Raw genomic sequence first — 13832 nt, 5'->3', positions numbered from 1 at the left:
GGCATCCGGGCGGACGGATGATCCGCCATCGTGTCCAGGACGGCCGCCGGGGCGGTGCGGATAGGGGCGGCGCGTGTCATGGCAGGGCCAGCATTTCGCGAAGCTCGGCGGCTTCCTCCGGGCTGATCCCGGACGGCGGCGCGACCACGGCGAGCTTGCCGGTTCGGATCAGCGCATCACGCAACCGCTCATGAAGCGGACCATCGTCCTTCGGCGGCGGCAGGGGTGTAGGACGCGGGACTTCCAGGGGCGCAGCCAAGGCCGCCGCCTTCATGCGCACTTCCAGCGGAAGCCGATCATCCCGGTATAGGCATTGGAGTAGCGTGAGTGCGCTCGCGCTGGCGGGGCCGCTGGCGGGCGTGATCGCGGCAAGCGCCTCGCGCGCCGCAGCTTCCTTCATGAGCGTCGCGTTGTTCTTCCTGCCAGGCGGACGGCCGGGACCGCGGCGCGGCGGCAGGTCGGAACCAGGCGGCGGGGGCGGCGGCAGGATCACGACGCCTCACCTCGCCTGACATACCGCCGCGCCCGACCAGCGCCCTTCGGAGCGAAGCCGAGCGCCACTAGCACCGCACCGATACTGCGGCGCTGGCCATTCGTCAGGCGCAACCCGCACGCGGCGATGACGGCGCCCATGGTGATCGCCGCGCCAGCGGGCAGGGCCGCGAGATGCCGGGCGATGACGCCTTCGCGGTCCACGACAGCGCGCCCCCTGCCCCTGTCTCCCACGGATGGAAGAAGCAGGGAGCGCCGCCGCGCGGGCGCACCGAATAGGAGGCTGGCGCGGGCATCGAGCACCGCAGCCGCCCGGTTCGGGACCGCTAGATGTTGTGCCGAATGGGACATAGCACCCCATATCTAGGGTTTTGATTTTCGGCCCGCAAGAAGAAAAGCGTGACCTGATGGCAAATTCTTCTTGCAATGCTGTCCAAGTCAGGCGTCTTGGCACATATACACTCACCGACTAGCACAAATAGCCAATCTAAACGCCTGTCCAAGCCGTCTTCATAGATCAGATATTCAACTTAAGAATTCTCTCAGTTCACCTTGGACGGGATATTACTTGTCATGCTGTCCAAGCAGCGTCTTGGCATCCTGTCCAAGCGGGCGGTGAGGAAGTGTGAGCAAGCGGTGAGTGCTCACCTTGCTCACCGCGGGTCTGGGTGAGTGAGGTGAGCAAACCGTAGGGTTGCTCACTCTCCTCACACCCCGGCGCCCGCTCACCCTGCATCCTGCAACCTGCATCTAGACAGGCGTCCAAGCGCCCGCGCCGTAGCAGGCCGCCAGGCCCGGTGCCGTGCAGCGTGACAGCCCGCACCGTGACGGGCAGCAGCGCCCGCGACGTGCACGCGCGATCTACGCAACTCGCGGGGATGATAAGTGCGACCCTCGCCAGGGCGGCCGGTGCGATGCAGGGCGGCACGTGCCGGGGTGGCATATCGTCAGAAGGCACGGAGGGCGCGCTGAGCGACGCGACCCCGCCCGGCGCCCCCGTCAGTTCGGTAGGGATGCAGGCGAGGCCGCGTCGGCACCCGCGGGCACGTAGGTAGGTGGCGGCGGCCGGACGATGCCGACTGTCCATGCCGGCGGCTTGGGCCGGTGCGGGTCGATCTCGTTCCCGCGGCCGAGATACGTCACGCGCCCGTCCGCGATGTAGATGCAGTTCTTCGCCACCAGTCCATTCCGTGCCGCGTTGAACTCGCGGTTGCGCGCCCCCGGCTTGGCCGCATTGGACATGACGCCTTTCGACGTGCACCGTTCCTGCCAATCGAGCAGCGCGACGGATGGCCGCTTGCCGTTGAAGAGCACGTCACCCGATGCGTTGGCCGGCATGAGGTCTATCGTCATCTGTTGCAGGGTCGCCAGCGCGGTCGTCTCGCCCTTCCTGAGCTTGAGCTTGCGATCCGAGCGCACCTCATCTTCCGTGCGTTCCAGGCATACCGGCGCGGTGATCGGATCGCCGTCGCCGTCCAGGCCCATCGCCGCCGCTTCGATACGGAACGCGATGTCCAGGTTGCACGTGCCGTTGCGGTTCTTCCGAAGCTCGGCGCGGATCACGTCTTCCGCGTCGGGGTCCGGCCCTACGATCATGCTCATGTCGAGCGCGCCATTCAGCACGCTATGGCCGCGCGGGGTGTCGCCTGACTTCGGGGAGTGGTGAACCAGGACCACGGCCGCGCCGAAGCGCGTCAGGCTCCGCATGGCTTCCACGATGCGCGACATGTCGGACGAAGAGTTCTCATCCAGGCCCGCAGCGGAAGCGGCCAAAGTGTCTATCATGATCAGGGACGGCCGATGTTCTTCGGCAAGCTGTAGGAGGCGCGCGAGGTCGGGCGCGACGGCATCGTTGCCCGTGACCAACGCGGATACGCCGCCGATCAGGTGAAGGCCCGGCGCGTCGCCGTGGCGTTGGCGCAACGCGCTTCTCCGATCTTGCATGCCGGCTTCGTCTTCGGCTGCGACGTAGAACACGGTGCCCGCCTTCGTCCGCTGACCGAATGCATGCCGGCCTTGCGCGACCGCATAGGCGACGTGCGGCGCCAGGACCGACTTGCCCGCGCCGGGCTGACCGAAGATGCATCCGATCTGCCCCGCCGACAGAACGCCCTTCCAGACGTATTCGCGGTGCGATGCCGCCCCGCACTCGGCCGCCGGGATCAGGCGCAGGCGCGAGCGCGCAGCTTGATCCGCGTGCACTTCCTGCGGCGTCGGCTGCGGCACATACTCCGGCGGCGGGATGCTGACGCCTTCGAACAGGACGGCCGCGTTCTTCGCGCCCGGCGCGTTCTGGCCATACTGGTATGCGTTTGCGACGCGGCCCGCGAGGTCGTGCGGCAGGATCGGCGGCGAGCACCGCGCCGCCCATTCCGCCATGATCGTGTTGCACATGCCTTCCGAGATGCCGCAGTCCTTCACTTCGTTGGCGAGCTTGTATGCGCGCTCCGATTGCTCGCCCTGCATCGCTGGCGACGCGGCCTTCACGCGCTCAACGGCCGCGGTTACGGCGGCTGGCGTGTCGAGTTCCACCAGCGGGACCGCGGCATTCTCGGCGCGCAGTCCAGGCAGCTTGCAGCGAGACACGATCTCCGGTGGCGCTGGCGCGAAGGGTTCGTCCGCCACCACCTCATACGCCCGACCGTCAACGATGCTGCCAGGTCCGACCGCGTAGTTGTTGTGTGAGCGCACGTCGATCCCGTCGCCGAGATGGCTTTCCGATCCGGCTACATCCGCGCCCGAATAGTAGAGGTGATAGCCGCCGCTCGGCGTCCGCACCATGAACGTGTCGAACCCGCCGTGAAGCTCTATCCAGGCGGCTACGCCGTTCTTCCCGTGCTTCATGTCCAGGTCAATCAACAGCCATCCCGTGGTGACGACGCCGATGTTGCAGTCGGTGCCTTCCCACCACGCCCTGATCTTCTCCGGGTCCGTGGTGGCAGTCTCCGGCCACCCCTTCCACTCAGCGGACGGCCGCCTGCCGTTCGGCGGCAACGGGAACACCCGGAGGCCCCGTGCCGCGAGTGCCAGCGCAGCGGCCAGCTTGTCGTTGTGCATCACGATCCCCTGTCGTCAGGCCAGCATCCGCCCTCGCGGGCCGGCGCAGCGCGCCGCCGTCTCGTCAGGTTCCGGGTTGCCGAGACTGGCGCGCAGCCGATGCCCGCGGCTGCGGCGCGTGCTACGCGGCGCGGTCGGTGCGGGGCGTGATGCCGGCGCGCTTCACTTCGAGCGCGGGTGCCGACTGCACGCGGGCAAGCCAATGCTCCACGTCGAGATAGACCTTGCCGTTGATCTTCACGAGCCGCGCTTCGTCGCGCGCCGCCGCGTTGTAGAGCGAACTGCGGCACAGATGGGTGACTGGGCACTTCGCGCCGGCCTTCGCGGGCGGGAGCGGCTGGAACCTACCCAGGTAGGGGTTCGCCTGCACCACGGGCGGCACGGGCGCATTCGCGGGCTTCGTCATCGCGCTGTTTCCTGTCGCGGTATGCTGCGGGTTCACCAAGAACGCCGCTTCCATGCACAGAAAAAGCGTTCTCTTACTCGCCGATCAACCGTTCATTTTGATTGGTTACGCGCAATGACCACTATAGCCTGTTTCGTAGCCTTCCTATCTTCTTGACTTGATTCGAGTGCGTTTGTGTCACGATTGAGAAAACCCGCTAAAATAAATCTTCGGTAATGTGCGGCGCGGAGTAGCAGCCGTTTCCGCAGCCTGTTGCGGCGCGCCGGCCTGCATCGGCTCGACGCGCCGCAATCGCGGATCAGGCGCGGGCTTCCGCCGCGGTCGCGTCGGCATGGAGCCGATGCACGGCCGCCGGCTCCTTGGCGCAGTAGGCAGCGAAGTCCGCCATCAACACGCGGCGCTTCTCGAACAGGTCGCCGCGCGCGTAGGCAGCCGTCACCTTGTCCCCCACGACATGGGCTAGCGCCATCTCGGCAATGTGGACCGGATGCGCGGTCGCCTCCCCTGCCCAATCTCGAAAGGATGACCGGAAGCCGTGCGCTGTCACCACCTCGCCCGCGGCGTCGCGCCAGTCCATTTTTCGCAGGACGGCCGTGAGGGACATGTCGGACAGCGGCGCGCCCTCCCGCATGCCTTCGAAGATCAGCGCGTCAGGATCGGGCTTGCCGTCCTTCGGCATCATCGTGCGCAGCAACGCGACGGCGGCCGGCGCCAGTGGCACGCGATGCTCGCGCCGCGACTTCATGCGCGCGGCCGGGATCGTCCACACGGCCGCCTCTAGGTCCACCTCTTTCCAGGTCGCAAGCCGCACCTCGCCAGAGCGCGACGCGCAGAGGATAGCGAACTCCAAGGCGCGCGCGGACGTGCCCTCGCGCTTGCGCAGCGCGGTCATGAACTCAGGCAGCTTGCGCCAATCCACGGCCGCGTGGTGCTCGACTTTCTTCACCTCACCACGCGCCTTCAACGTCAGGGCGAGGTGTCCCTTCCATCGCGCCGGGTTCGGTCCCTCGCGCCACTTGTGGACGGTGGCGTAGTCGAGCACCGCTTCAATGCGACCGCGCAGCCGGCTCGCGGTTTCTGCCTTGCTCGACCAAATCGGGCGCAGCGCGGCCAGCACGTGTGACGTGTCCACATCGGCAACCGGCACGTCGCCGAAGTGCGGCACGGCGTAGGTCGTGAGCGTCATGCGCCACTGGTCCAGGTGTTTCTGATTTGCGCCCGCGCGGCCGTCCACCTTGTTCGCTAGGAACTCTTCGACCGCCTGCTTGAAGGTCACGGCGCGCAGCTTGGCGCGCTCGGCCTCGGCCGCCTTCGCCTTCTCGCGCGCGTCACGATCCTCCAAGGGGTCTATGCCCTCGCGCACCAGGCGAAGCAGGGAGGCCGCCTTCTCGCGGGCTTCGGCGAGGGACAGCGGCGCGCCCGAGACGGAACCGGGGGCCGAGCCTAGACCCATCTCGCGGTGCACCTTCGCGCCCTTCGCGTCGGTCTTCGTCGGCGAGACGAACCGGAACAACCAGAACTTCACCAGCAGCGGCGCCTTGGCCGAACGGCCGCCCGTCGCCTGAATGTCCACCTCTTCGGCCTCACCCTCCCGCACCACGGCGGGCCGGACCAGGAGATAGAGGTTGCCACCAGCGCCATACCGCTTCGGCTTGCCGCCCGGTCCCGGCTTGGCGTTCTGGACGGCAACCGCCGTCAGTCCCTTGGCGATCCGCGGCATGTCTTCCGACCTTTCCGCCATAGGGAGCGGCCGATCCGATCCCCCATTGCGTCCCCTAATAGGGGATTTGCTGCCGGGTTCGCAAGGATGACGCGCGATGGACGCGCGGACGCGGCCCGCGACGTGTCGCAGGCTTGGACAGACGTGCAAGATCAACGGTTTAGCGGGGAGGATGGGCGCGCAAATGGGCGCCGAAGCGCCATAGTGACGCTGTTTGGACAGGTCGAAAATGGGCTAGGTGGCGGAGGGGATGGGATTCGAACCCACGAGACGACTTGACATCGTCTAACGGTTTAGCAAACCGCCGCCTTCGGCCACTCGGCCACCCCTCCGCAGGAGTGGAAAGTCACACGGCGTTGCAGCCGCCGCTTCTAACGGCCGGGGCGCGCAGCGTCAAACGCTCCGCGCGCCCCGCCCGAAAAGGTCAGGACAGCGCGATCTCCATGCCGCGCTTCGTCGCCGGGCGGGCCATCAGCGCCTCATACCAGCGCAGCACGTTCGGGTAGTCGCCCATCGCCTTGCCCTGCGTCGGCAGATGCCGTTCCGCCCGCCAGGCCCAGCCGAGGATGGCGAAGTCGGCGATCGACGGTTCGCCCGCCGTCGCGACGAAGTCCCGCCCCGCCAGCCGGCGGTCGAGCACGCCGTACAGCCGCAGCGTCTCCTTCCCGTAGCGCTCGATGCCGTAGTCCTTCGCCGGGCCGTCGGGCTGCATCATGAAGTGGTGCACCTGGCCGGGCATCGGCCCGAAGCCGCCCATCTGCCACATCAGCCATTCATAGACCGGCACGCGGTCGCGCAGCGCCTTGGGCAGGAACTTCCCCGTCTTCTCGGCCAGGTAGAGCAGGATCGCCCCGCTCTCGAACACCGTGATGGGCTTCCCATCCGGCCCGTCGGGGTCGACGATGGCGGGGATGCGGTTGTTCGGGCTGAACGACAGGAAATGCGGGTCGAACTGCTCGTTCTTCGAGATGTTCACGGGCTTCACCGTGTAGGCGAGGCCCATCTCCTCCAGCGCCACGCTGATCTTGCGCCCGTTGGGCGTGTTCCAGGTCCACAACTCGATGGCCATGCGCGGATGTCCTTCCGAAACGCTCGGCCCGTGCTTCGCATGGCGCCCGCGGCCCGTCCACCGCGCGGGGGCTAGCCCCGCGCCTGCTCCGCCTGCCGCCAGGCGCCGAGCAGCCCGTGCCCGACCGCGAGCAGCGCCGGCCCGATGAACAGCCCAAGGAAGCCGAAGGCGATCAACCCGCCGAAGACGCCGAGGATGATCAGCCCGAGCGGCATCGCGCTGCCCCGCTGGATCAGCAGCGGGCGGACGATGTTGTCGCTGCCCGACACCGCGACCGCCCCCCAGGCCAGCATGAAGATCGCCCAGCCCGTGCTGCCCTCGCTGTAGAGCCAGGCCGCGGCCCCGCCCCAGGTGACGATGACGAGCGGCCCGAGCACCTGGCTGATCGAGAAGATCATGGTCAGGAAGCCCAGCACCGCCGCCCCCGGCACGCCCGCGACCGCGAGCCCCCCGCCCATCAGCACCGCCTGCAGGATGCCGGTGCCGACCACGCCCCAGGCGACGCCGCGCACCGCGCCGCCCGCGGCCTCCACCGCCGAGACGCCCGTGGCGCCGCCGAGCCGCCCCGCCACGTCGCGCAGCTGCTCGGCCATCGCATCGCCGCTGGCCCAGAACATCGCCGCGACCAGCAGGGCAAGCAGGATCTGCAGCACGCTCTCCGCCGCCGCCTGCCCGACCGAGACGAGAAGCGTCGCGATCTGCCCGGAATAGGGCGCGACCAGCCCCTTCACATCGCCCTGGAGGTCGGCGATCCGCGCCCACAAGGCGGCGGCCTGGTCGCCGAGCAGGGGCAGGCCGGCCACCCAGGCCGGCGCCTGCGGTGGCAGGTTCTCGAGCGCGCTGCGCGCCTGCCCGACCACGTGTCCCACCTGCGCCGCAAGGCCGGGGGCCATCAGCGCGACCGGCAAGAGCACCAGCAGGATCAGCAGGACCAGCAGGACCACCGCCGCGATCCCGGGACGCATGCCGCGTTCCACCAGCACCGCGCGCGCCGGCCAGGTGCCGATGGCGATGAAGGCGCCGAAGCAGATCGCCATGGCGAAGGGCTCGAGCACCCGGACGATGCCGTACAGCAGCAGCGCGAGCAGGATCAGCACCGCCGCGCGCTCGGCGATCAGCACGGTGGCGGCGTGGCGGTTGCCCGGTTCCGGCGTCTCGGCCTGCATCGCGCATTCCCCTCGGGTGGCGGGGGCGAGCCAAGCACGCCCGCCCGCGCCGGGGGAAGCGGGCGGATCAGCCCAGCTTCTGCTTCAGCACCTCGTTCACCAGGGCCGGGTTCCCCTTGCCCTGCATGGCCTTCATCGTCTGGCCGACGAAGAAGCCGAACAGCTTGTCCTTGCCGGACCGGTATTCCGCGACCTTGTCGGCGTTCTTCGCGAGCACCTCGTCGATCACGGCCTCGATCGCGCCGGTGTCGGTCACCTGGCGCAGGCCGCGCTCCTCCACGATCACGCCCGGCGCGCGGCCGGTCTCGACCATCACCTCGAAGACTTCCTTGGCGAGCTTCCCCGACAGCGTGTTGTCCGCCATCAGGTCGAGCAGCGCGCCGAGGTCGGCGGCGGAGACCGGCGGGTTGGCGATGGAGGTCTTGGTGCGGTTGATGGCCGCGAACAGGTCGCCCATCACCCAGTTCGCCGCCTGCTTCGCGTCCCGGCCCTTGGCCACCGCCTCGTAGTAGGCCGCGGTCTCCTTCTCGAGCGTCAGGACATGCGCGTCATAGGGCGTGATGCCGTAGTCGCGCACGTAGCGCGCGCGGCGCTGGTCCGGCAGCTCCGGCAGCGCGGCCTTCAGCTCGTCCACCCAGGACTGCGCGATGACCAGCGGCGGCAGGTCGGGGTCGGGGAAGTAGCGGTAGTCATGCGCGTCCTCCTTCGACCGCATGGACCGCGTGATGCCGCGGCCGGTGTCGAACAGGCGCGTCTCCTGCTCCACCGTGCCGCCGCCTTCCCAGACCTCGATCTGGCGGCGCGCCTCGGCTTCCACCGCCTGCATGACGAAGCGGATGGAGTTGACGTTCTTCACCTCGCAGCGCGTGCGGTATCCCTCGCCCGCGCGGCGGACGGAGACGTTCACGTCGGCGCGCATGGAACCTTCCTCCATGTTGCCGTCGCAGGTGCCGAGGTAGCGCAGGATCTGGCGCAGTTTCGTCAGATACGCGCCCGCTTCCTCCGGGGACCGCATGTCGGGCTCCGACACGATCTCCATCAGCGCCACACCCGACCGGTTCAGGTCGATGAAGGACTTCGTCGGGTGCTGGTCGTGCAGCGACTTGCCCGCATCCTGTTCCAGGTGCAGCCGCGTGATGCCGATGGTCTTGGTCGAGCCGTCGGACAGCTCGATCTCGACCGCGCCCTCGCCGATGATCGGGTGGGCGAACTGGCTGATCTGGTAGCCCTGCGGCAGGTCCGCATAGAAGTAGTTCTTGCGGTCGAAGCGCGACCAGAGATTGACCTTCGCGTTCAGCCCGAGCCCCGTGCGCACCGCCTGCGCGACGCATTCCCGGTTGATGACCGGCAGCATGCCGGGGAAGCCGGCATCCACGAAGGACACCTGGCTGTTCGGCTCGGCGCCGAATTCGGTCGCCGCGCCGCTGAACAGCTTCGCGTGGCTGACGACCTGCGCGTGGACTTCCAGGCCGATGACCAGTTCCCAGGGGCCGGTCGTGCCTTCGATGGTGTAGCTCATGCCCCGGCCCTCATGCTCGGAACCGCGTTGAAGCTGGCGGCGCGCTCGATGGCGGCACCCACGGCGAACACCGTCTCCTCGTCGAAGGGCCGCCCGATCACCTGCAGCCCCAGCGGCAACCCCTGCGGATCCAGCCCCGCCGGCACCGCGAGCCCCGGCAGCCCCGCGAGGTTGGCCGTCACGGTGAAGACGTCGTTCAGGTACATCTTGATCGGGTCGTCGCTGTTCTCGCCCTCGGCAAACGCGGCGCTCGGCGTCGCCGGCGTGACGATGGCATCGACGCGGCCGAAGGCCTCGGTGAAGTCGCGCGCGATCAGCGCGCGCACCTTCTGCGCCTTGAGGTAGTAGGCATCGTAGTAGCCCGCGCTCAGCACATACGTGCCGATCATGATGCGCCGGCGCACCTCCTGCCCGAAGCCCGCTTCCCGCGTGCGCTCGTACAGGTCGCGCAGGTCGGAATTCTTCTCCGCCACGCGCAGCCCGAAGCGCACGCCGTCATAGCGCGCGAGGTTGGACGACGCCTCGGCGGGCGCCACGATGTAGTAGGTCGGCAGCGCATACTTCGTATGCGGCAGGGAGATGTCGACGATTTCCGCCCCCGCGTCGCGCAGCCAGTCCAGCCCCTGGCGCCAAAGCCGCTCGATCTCGGGCGGCGTGCCGTCCAGCCGGTATTCCTTCGGCACGCCGATCCGCAGCCCCTTCACGGAGCGGCCGCAGGCGGCGGCGAAATCCGGCACCGGCCGGTCGGCGCTGGTCGAATCCTTGGGGTCATGGCCGGCCATGGACCGCAGCAGGATCGCGCAATCCTCGACCGTGCGGGCGAAGGGCCCGGCCTGGTCCAGGGACGATGCGAAGGCCACGATGCCGAAGCGCGAACAGCGCCCATAGGTCGGCTTGATGCCCGCGATGCCGCAGAAGGCCGCGGGCTGGCGGATCGAACCGCCGGTATCCGTCCCCGTCGCGCCCAGCGCGAGCCGCGCCGCGACGGCCGCGGCCGAGCCGCCGGACGACCCGCCGGGCACCAGCCGCGCATCCGGGTCGTTGCGCCGGGACCAGGGGTTCAGCACGCCGCCATAGGCGCTGGTCAGGTTGGACGAGCCCATGGCGAACTCATCCAGGTTCGCCTTGCCGAGGAAGACTGCGCCGTCCCGCTTCAGGTTGGACGTGACGGTGCTCTCATAGGGCGGGATGAAGCCGCCGAGGATCTTCGACGCCGCCGTTGTCTGCACGCCCTCGGTGCAGAACAGGTCCTTGATGGCGAGCGGGATGCCCTCGAGCGGCCCGGCCTCCCCCCGCTTGCGCCTGGCGTCGGAGGCGCGCGCGGCCTCCATCGCCTGCTCGGGTGTGGCGGTGATGAAGGCGTTGAGGCGCGGGTTCAGCGCCTCGATCGCCTCGACATGCGCGCGCGTCAGCTCCTCGGCCGACATCGCGCCTTCGGCCAGCGCCGCGACGGCGCCGGCCAGGGTGAAATCCGTGGGATGCATCACTCGACCACCTTCGGCACGCCGAAATACTCGCCCTCTCGATCCGGGGCGTTGGCCAGCACCTTCGCGGCCTGACCGCCATCGGTCACCACATCGTCGCGCAGCGGCATGGCCGCGATGCCCTCGGGCGTGCCGCCGGCCATCGGCTCCACGCCGTCGGTGTCCACCGCTTGCAATTGCTCGATCCAGCCGAGGATGCCGTTGAGCTCGCCCTGCACGCGGGCGACCTCCTCCTCCGGCAGGCGGATGCGGGCAAGGGCGGCGACGCGCCGCACGGTGGCGGTATCGAGGGACATTCTCTCGGCACTTCCAGGGGAAAGGGGGGCGGACCATAAGGCTGCGCATGGCCGTCATCAACCTGAAGGACCTCCGGGCGGGGCTCGCCCGCCACCAGCGGCTGATCGGGCTCGATCCCGGGGCCAAGACGATCGGCGTCGCGCTGTCGGACGTGACGCTGATGCTCGCCAGCCCCTATGGCAGCCTGAAGCGGGGGAAACTCGCGGCCAACGCGGCCGAGATCGCCGCCATCGCGCGGAAGGAAGGGGCGGGCGGGATCGTGGTCGGCCTGCCGCTGTCGATGGACGGAACCATGGGCCCGGCCGCCCAGGCGGCGAAGGATTGGGCAAGGTCGCTCTCGGAGGCCACCGGCCTGCCCTGCGCGCTGTTCGACGAGCGGCTGTCCTCCGCCGCCGTCAACCGAATGCTCGTCTCCGAGGCCGACCTGACGCGGTCGAAGCGGGCCGTGGCGGTGGACCGGGCGGCGGCGGCCTACATGCTCCAGGCCGCGCTCGACGCCAGCCGGCCCTGAGAGACCATTTGAGAACACTGGCGGGTCGGCCGCGCGGGTCTTTTCCGCCCCTGCCTCGTTGCCGGACTTGCCGATGCCACCAGCATCGGCGGCGTCCGGCGCCTTTCAGGGACGAAAAATCCCTTGCGCGCCCTTCGCCGCCAGCGTTCTCAAACGGCCTCTGAGCGCCAGGCGACATTTCGCTTCCCTTCCGACGCGCCGGGCGGCAGGAAGGGCGCGCATGGCGACGAACGCGGCACAGACCGCCCTCGACATCCGGAACCGCATCGCCCTGGTCGGCTGGATCTTCATGGCGACCTGGTTCGGGATGGTGATGCTCTTCACCTGGCTCATGGCGCGGGACGGGCCGCACCCGTCGCAGCCGGCCGAACTCCAGAAGGGTGCGATCGCGATCTTCTGGATCATCGGCCTGGCGGCCGGCGGGCATGTCTTCTCCCTTCCCGTCACGCGCTTCCGGGTGGGCGCGGACGGCACCGCGACCCTGTCCAGCCGCACGCCCTTCGGACGGAAGGTCGAGACATTCCCCGCCGGCAGCATCCGCGCCGTGGAAGTCCGGGCTGACCGGGACAGCGACGGCGATCCCTATTGGCGCACGGTGCTCGTCGCCAAGGACGGGCGGGAAAGGACGATCCGCGAGGGCCACCACCGGCCCGACCAGCAGGAGATCGCGGCCCGCCTGCGCGCCGCCCTGCCGCTGGCCGAATCCCCCCCGGCGGCCTAAGGTCCGGCCCGTGTCGCACCCATCGAAACACCTCCTCGCCATCGAGGGGCTCGAGCCCCCGCACATCGCGGACCTGCTCGACCTGGCCGAATCCTATGCCCTGCTGAACCGCAGCGGAAAGACGCAGCGCGACCTGCTCAAGGGCCGCACGCTGATCAACCTGTTCTTCGAGGACAGCACCCGCACCCGGACCAGCTTCGAACTGGCCGGCAAGCGGCTGGGCGCGGACGTCATCAACATGTCCGTCAGCACCTCCTCGGTGAACAAGGGGGAGACGCTGCTGGACACCGCCAGCACGCTGAACGCGATGCAATGCGACCTGCTGGTGATCCGCCATGCGCAGTCCGGGGCCCCTGCCCTGCTGTCGCAGAAGGTCGACGCCGCGGTCATCAACGCCGGGGACGGGACGCATGAGCACCCGACCCAGGCGCTGCTCGATGCCCTGACCATCCGCCGGCACAAGGGGCGGCTCGAAGGGCTGATCGTCGCCATCTGCGGCGACATCGCCCATTCGCGCGTCGCGCGGTCGAACATCCATTTGCTGACGACGATGGGATCCCGCGTGCGCATCGTCGGCCCGCCGACGCTGATCCCGGCGGACGCCGCGCGCCTCGGCGTCGAGGTCTTCACCGACATGAAGGCGGGGCTGAAGGACGCCGACGTGGTGATGATGCTGCGCCTGCAGCGCGAACGCATGTCCGGCGGCCTCGTGCCCTCCGCCCGCGAGTTCTTCCGCTTCTACGGGCTGGATGCGGAGAAGCTTGCCCTGGCCAAGCCCGATTCCATCGTGATGCATCCGGGGCCGATGAACCGCGGCGTCGAGATCGACAGCGCCATCGCCGACCATCCGACGCGTTCGGTCATCGGCGAGCAGGTGGAGATGGGCGTGGCCTGCCGCATGGCCGTCCTGGACATGCTGGCGCGGCGCCTCCCGCGGAACCGGTGAGCGAGCCGCGCCGCGCCCGGCCAGAGGACGCGCTTGCGCTGCGCGACCTGGTCCGCGCGGCCTATGCGAAATACGTCCCGCGCCTGGGGCGCGAACCGGCGCCGATGAAGGACGACTACGCCGCGCGCATCGAAGCCGGCCAGGCCTGGGTGCTGGAGGAGGATGGCGCCTTCCTGGGTGCCCTGATCCTCGAGGACGAGCCCGGCGCGCTGATGGTCTACAACATCGCGGTAGCACCAGGCGCGCAGGGCCAGGGCGTCGGCAAGCGCCTGATCGCCTTCACCGAGGCCGAGGCGCGCCGCCGCGGCTACGCGCTGCTGCGGCTCTACACCAACGAGTTGATGGTCGAGAACGTCGCGATGTATCCGCGCCTCGGCTTCATCGAGACGCATCGCGGCAGCGAGGCCGGGCACCGGCGGGTGTATTTCGAAAAGCGGGTGTGAC

Annotated in this window: 14 protein-coding genes and 1 tRNA gene; 4 read left to right on the top strand and 11 right to left on the bottom strand. The window is 68.9% G+C overall.

Annotated elements, in window-relative coordinates; translation table 11 throughout:
- Window positions 1–76: 76 nt before the first annotated feature.
- The 11 genes from J5Y09_RS05210 to gatC form a co-directional block, all read right to left on the bottom strand.
- Window positions 77–493, bottom strand: coding sequence for a hypothetical protein (locus J5Y09_RS05210; RefSeq protein ID WP_209350688.1), 417 nt, complete (start codon window positions 491–493; stop codon window positions 77–79).
- Window positions 490–696: a hypothetical protein gene (locus J5Y09_RS05205; protein ID WP_209350687.1), complete on the bottom strand. Its 207-nt coding sequence runs from the start codon at window positions 694–696 to the stop codon at window positions 490–492. The genes J5Y09_RS05210 and J5Y09_RS05205 overlap by 4 nt, the downstream gene beginning before the upstream one ends.
- A gap of 795 nt (window positions 697–1491) precedes the next feature.
- On the bottom strand, window positions 1492–3549 hold the full coding sequence (locus J5Y09_RS05200; protein ID WP_209350686.1) for an AAA family ATPase: 2058 nt from the start codon (window positions 3547–3549) through the stop codon (window positions 1492–1494).
- 121 nt (window positions 3550–3670) lie between these two features.
- On the bottom strand, window positions 3671–3955 hold the full coding sequence (locus tag J5Y09_RS05195) for a hypothetical protein (protein ID WP_209350685.1): 285 nt from the start codon (window positions 3953–3955) through the stop codon (window positions 3671–3673).
- A gap of 298 nt (window positions 3956–4253) precedes the next feature.
- Window positions 4254–5675, bottom strand: coding sequence for a tyrosine-type recombinase/integrase (locus tag J5Y09_RS05190; RefSeq protein WP_209350684.1), 1422 nt, complete (start codon window positions 5673–5675; stop codon window positions 4254–4256).
- Window positions 5676–5914: 239 nt separating this feature from the next.
- A tRNA-Ser gene (locus tag J5Y09_RS05185) sits at window positions 5915–6007 on the bottom strand.
- A gap of 92 nt (window positions 6008–6099) precedes the next feature.
- Entirely contained in the window at window positions 6100–6744 is a 645-nt protein-coding gene (locus tag J5Y09_RS05180) for a glutathione S-transferase family protein (protein WP_209350683.1), read from the bottom strand.
- A gap of 71 nt (window positions 6745–6815) precedes the next feature.
- The gene (locus J5Y09_RS05175; protein ID WP_209350682.1) at window positions 6816–7910 is read right to left on the bottom strand and encodes an AI-2E family transporter; all 1095 of its coding nucleotides are present in this window, start codon (window positions 7908–7910) and stop codon (window positions 6816–6818) included.
- Between the two features lie 67 nt (window positions 7911–7977).
- A complete protein-coding gene (gatB, locus tag J5Y09_RS05170) occupies window positions 7978–9429 on the bottom strand; it encodes an Asp-tRNA(Asn)/Glu-tRNA(Gln) amidotransferase subunit GatB (RefSeq protein WP_209350681.1) in 1452 nt (483 codons plus the stop codon).
- Window positions 9426–10913, bottom strand: coding sequence for an Asp-tRNA(Asn)/Glu-tRNA(Gln) amidotransferase subunit GatA (gatA, locus tag J5Y09_RS05165; protein WP_209350680.1), 1488 nt, complete (start codon window positions 10911–10913; stop codon window positions 9426–9428). Before gatA ends, gatB begins: the two co-directional genes overlap by 4 nt.
- Window positions 10913–11209, bottom strand: coding sequence for an Asp-tRNA(Asn)/Glu-tRNA(Gln) amidotransferase subunit GatC (gene gatC / locus J5Y09_RS05160; RefSeq protein WP_209350679.1), 297 nt, complete (start codon window positions 11207–11209; stop codon window positions 10913–10915). Before gatC ends, gatA begins: the two co-directional genes overlap by 1 nt.
- A 47-nt stretch (window positions 11210–11256) precedes the next feature.
- On the opposite strand from gatC, the gene ruvX reads away from it, so the two are divergent.
- The 4 genes from ruvX (at window position 11257) to J5Y09_RS05140 (ending at window position 13831) form a co-directional block, all read left to right on the top strand.
- Window positions 11257–11721 carry a Holliday junction resolvase RuvX gene (gene ruvX, locus J5Y09_RS05155; protein ID WP_209350678.1) on the top strand — a complete coding sequence of 155 codons (465 nt, stop codon included), beginning with the start codon at window positions 11257–11259 and terminating at the stop codon, window positions 11719–11721.
- Between the two features lie 220 nt (window positions 11722–11941).
- Window positions 11942–12442: a hypothetical protein gene (locus J5Y09_RS05150; protein WP_209350677.1), complete on the top strand. Its 501-nt coding sequence runs from the start codon at window positions 11942–11944 to the stop codon at window positions 12440–12442.
- A 10-nt stretch (window positions 12443–12452) separates the two neighbouring features.
- Window positions 12453–13388 carry an aspartate carbamoyltransferase catalytic subunit gene (locus J5Y09_RS05145; protein WP_209350676.1) on the top strand — a complete coding sequence of 312 codons (936 nt, stop codon included), beginning with the start codon at window positions 12453–12455 and terminating at the stop codon, window positions 13386–13388.
- Window positions 13385–13831 carry a GNAT family N-acetyltransferase gene (locus J5Y09_RS05140; RefSeq protein WP_209350675.1) on the top strand — a complete coding sequence of 149 codons (447 nt, stop codon included), beginning with the start codon at window positions 13385–13387 and terminating at the stop codon, window positions 13829–13831. The genes J5Y09_RS05145 and J5Y09_RS05140 overlap by 4 nt, the downstream gene beginning before the upstream one ends.
- Window position 13832 lies beyond the last annotated feature (1 nt).

The organism is Roseomonas nitratireducens, from assembly GCF_017813355.1.
Taxonomy (GTDB): domain Bacteria; phylum Pseudomonadota; class Alphaproteobacteria; order Acetobacterales; family Acetobacteraceae; genus Neoroseomonas; species Neoroseomonas nitratireducens.
Note: the sequence above shows the minus strand (reverse complement) of the source record. Positions and strands in the feature narration are given on the sequence as shown.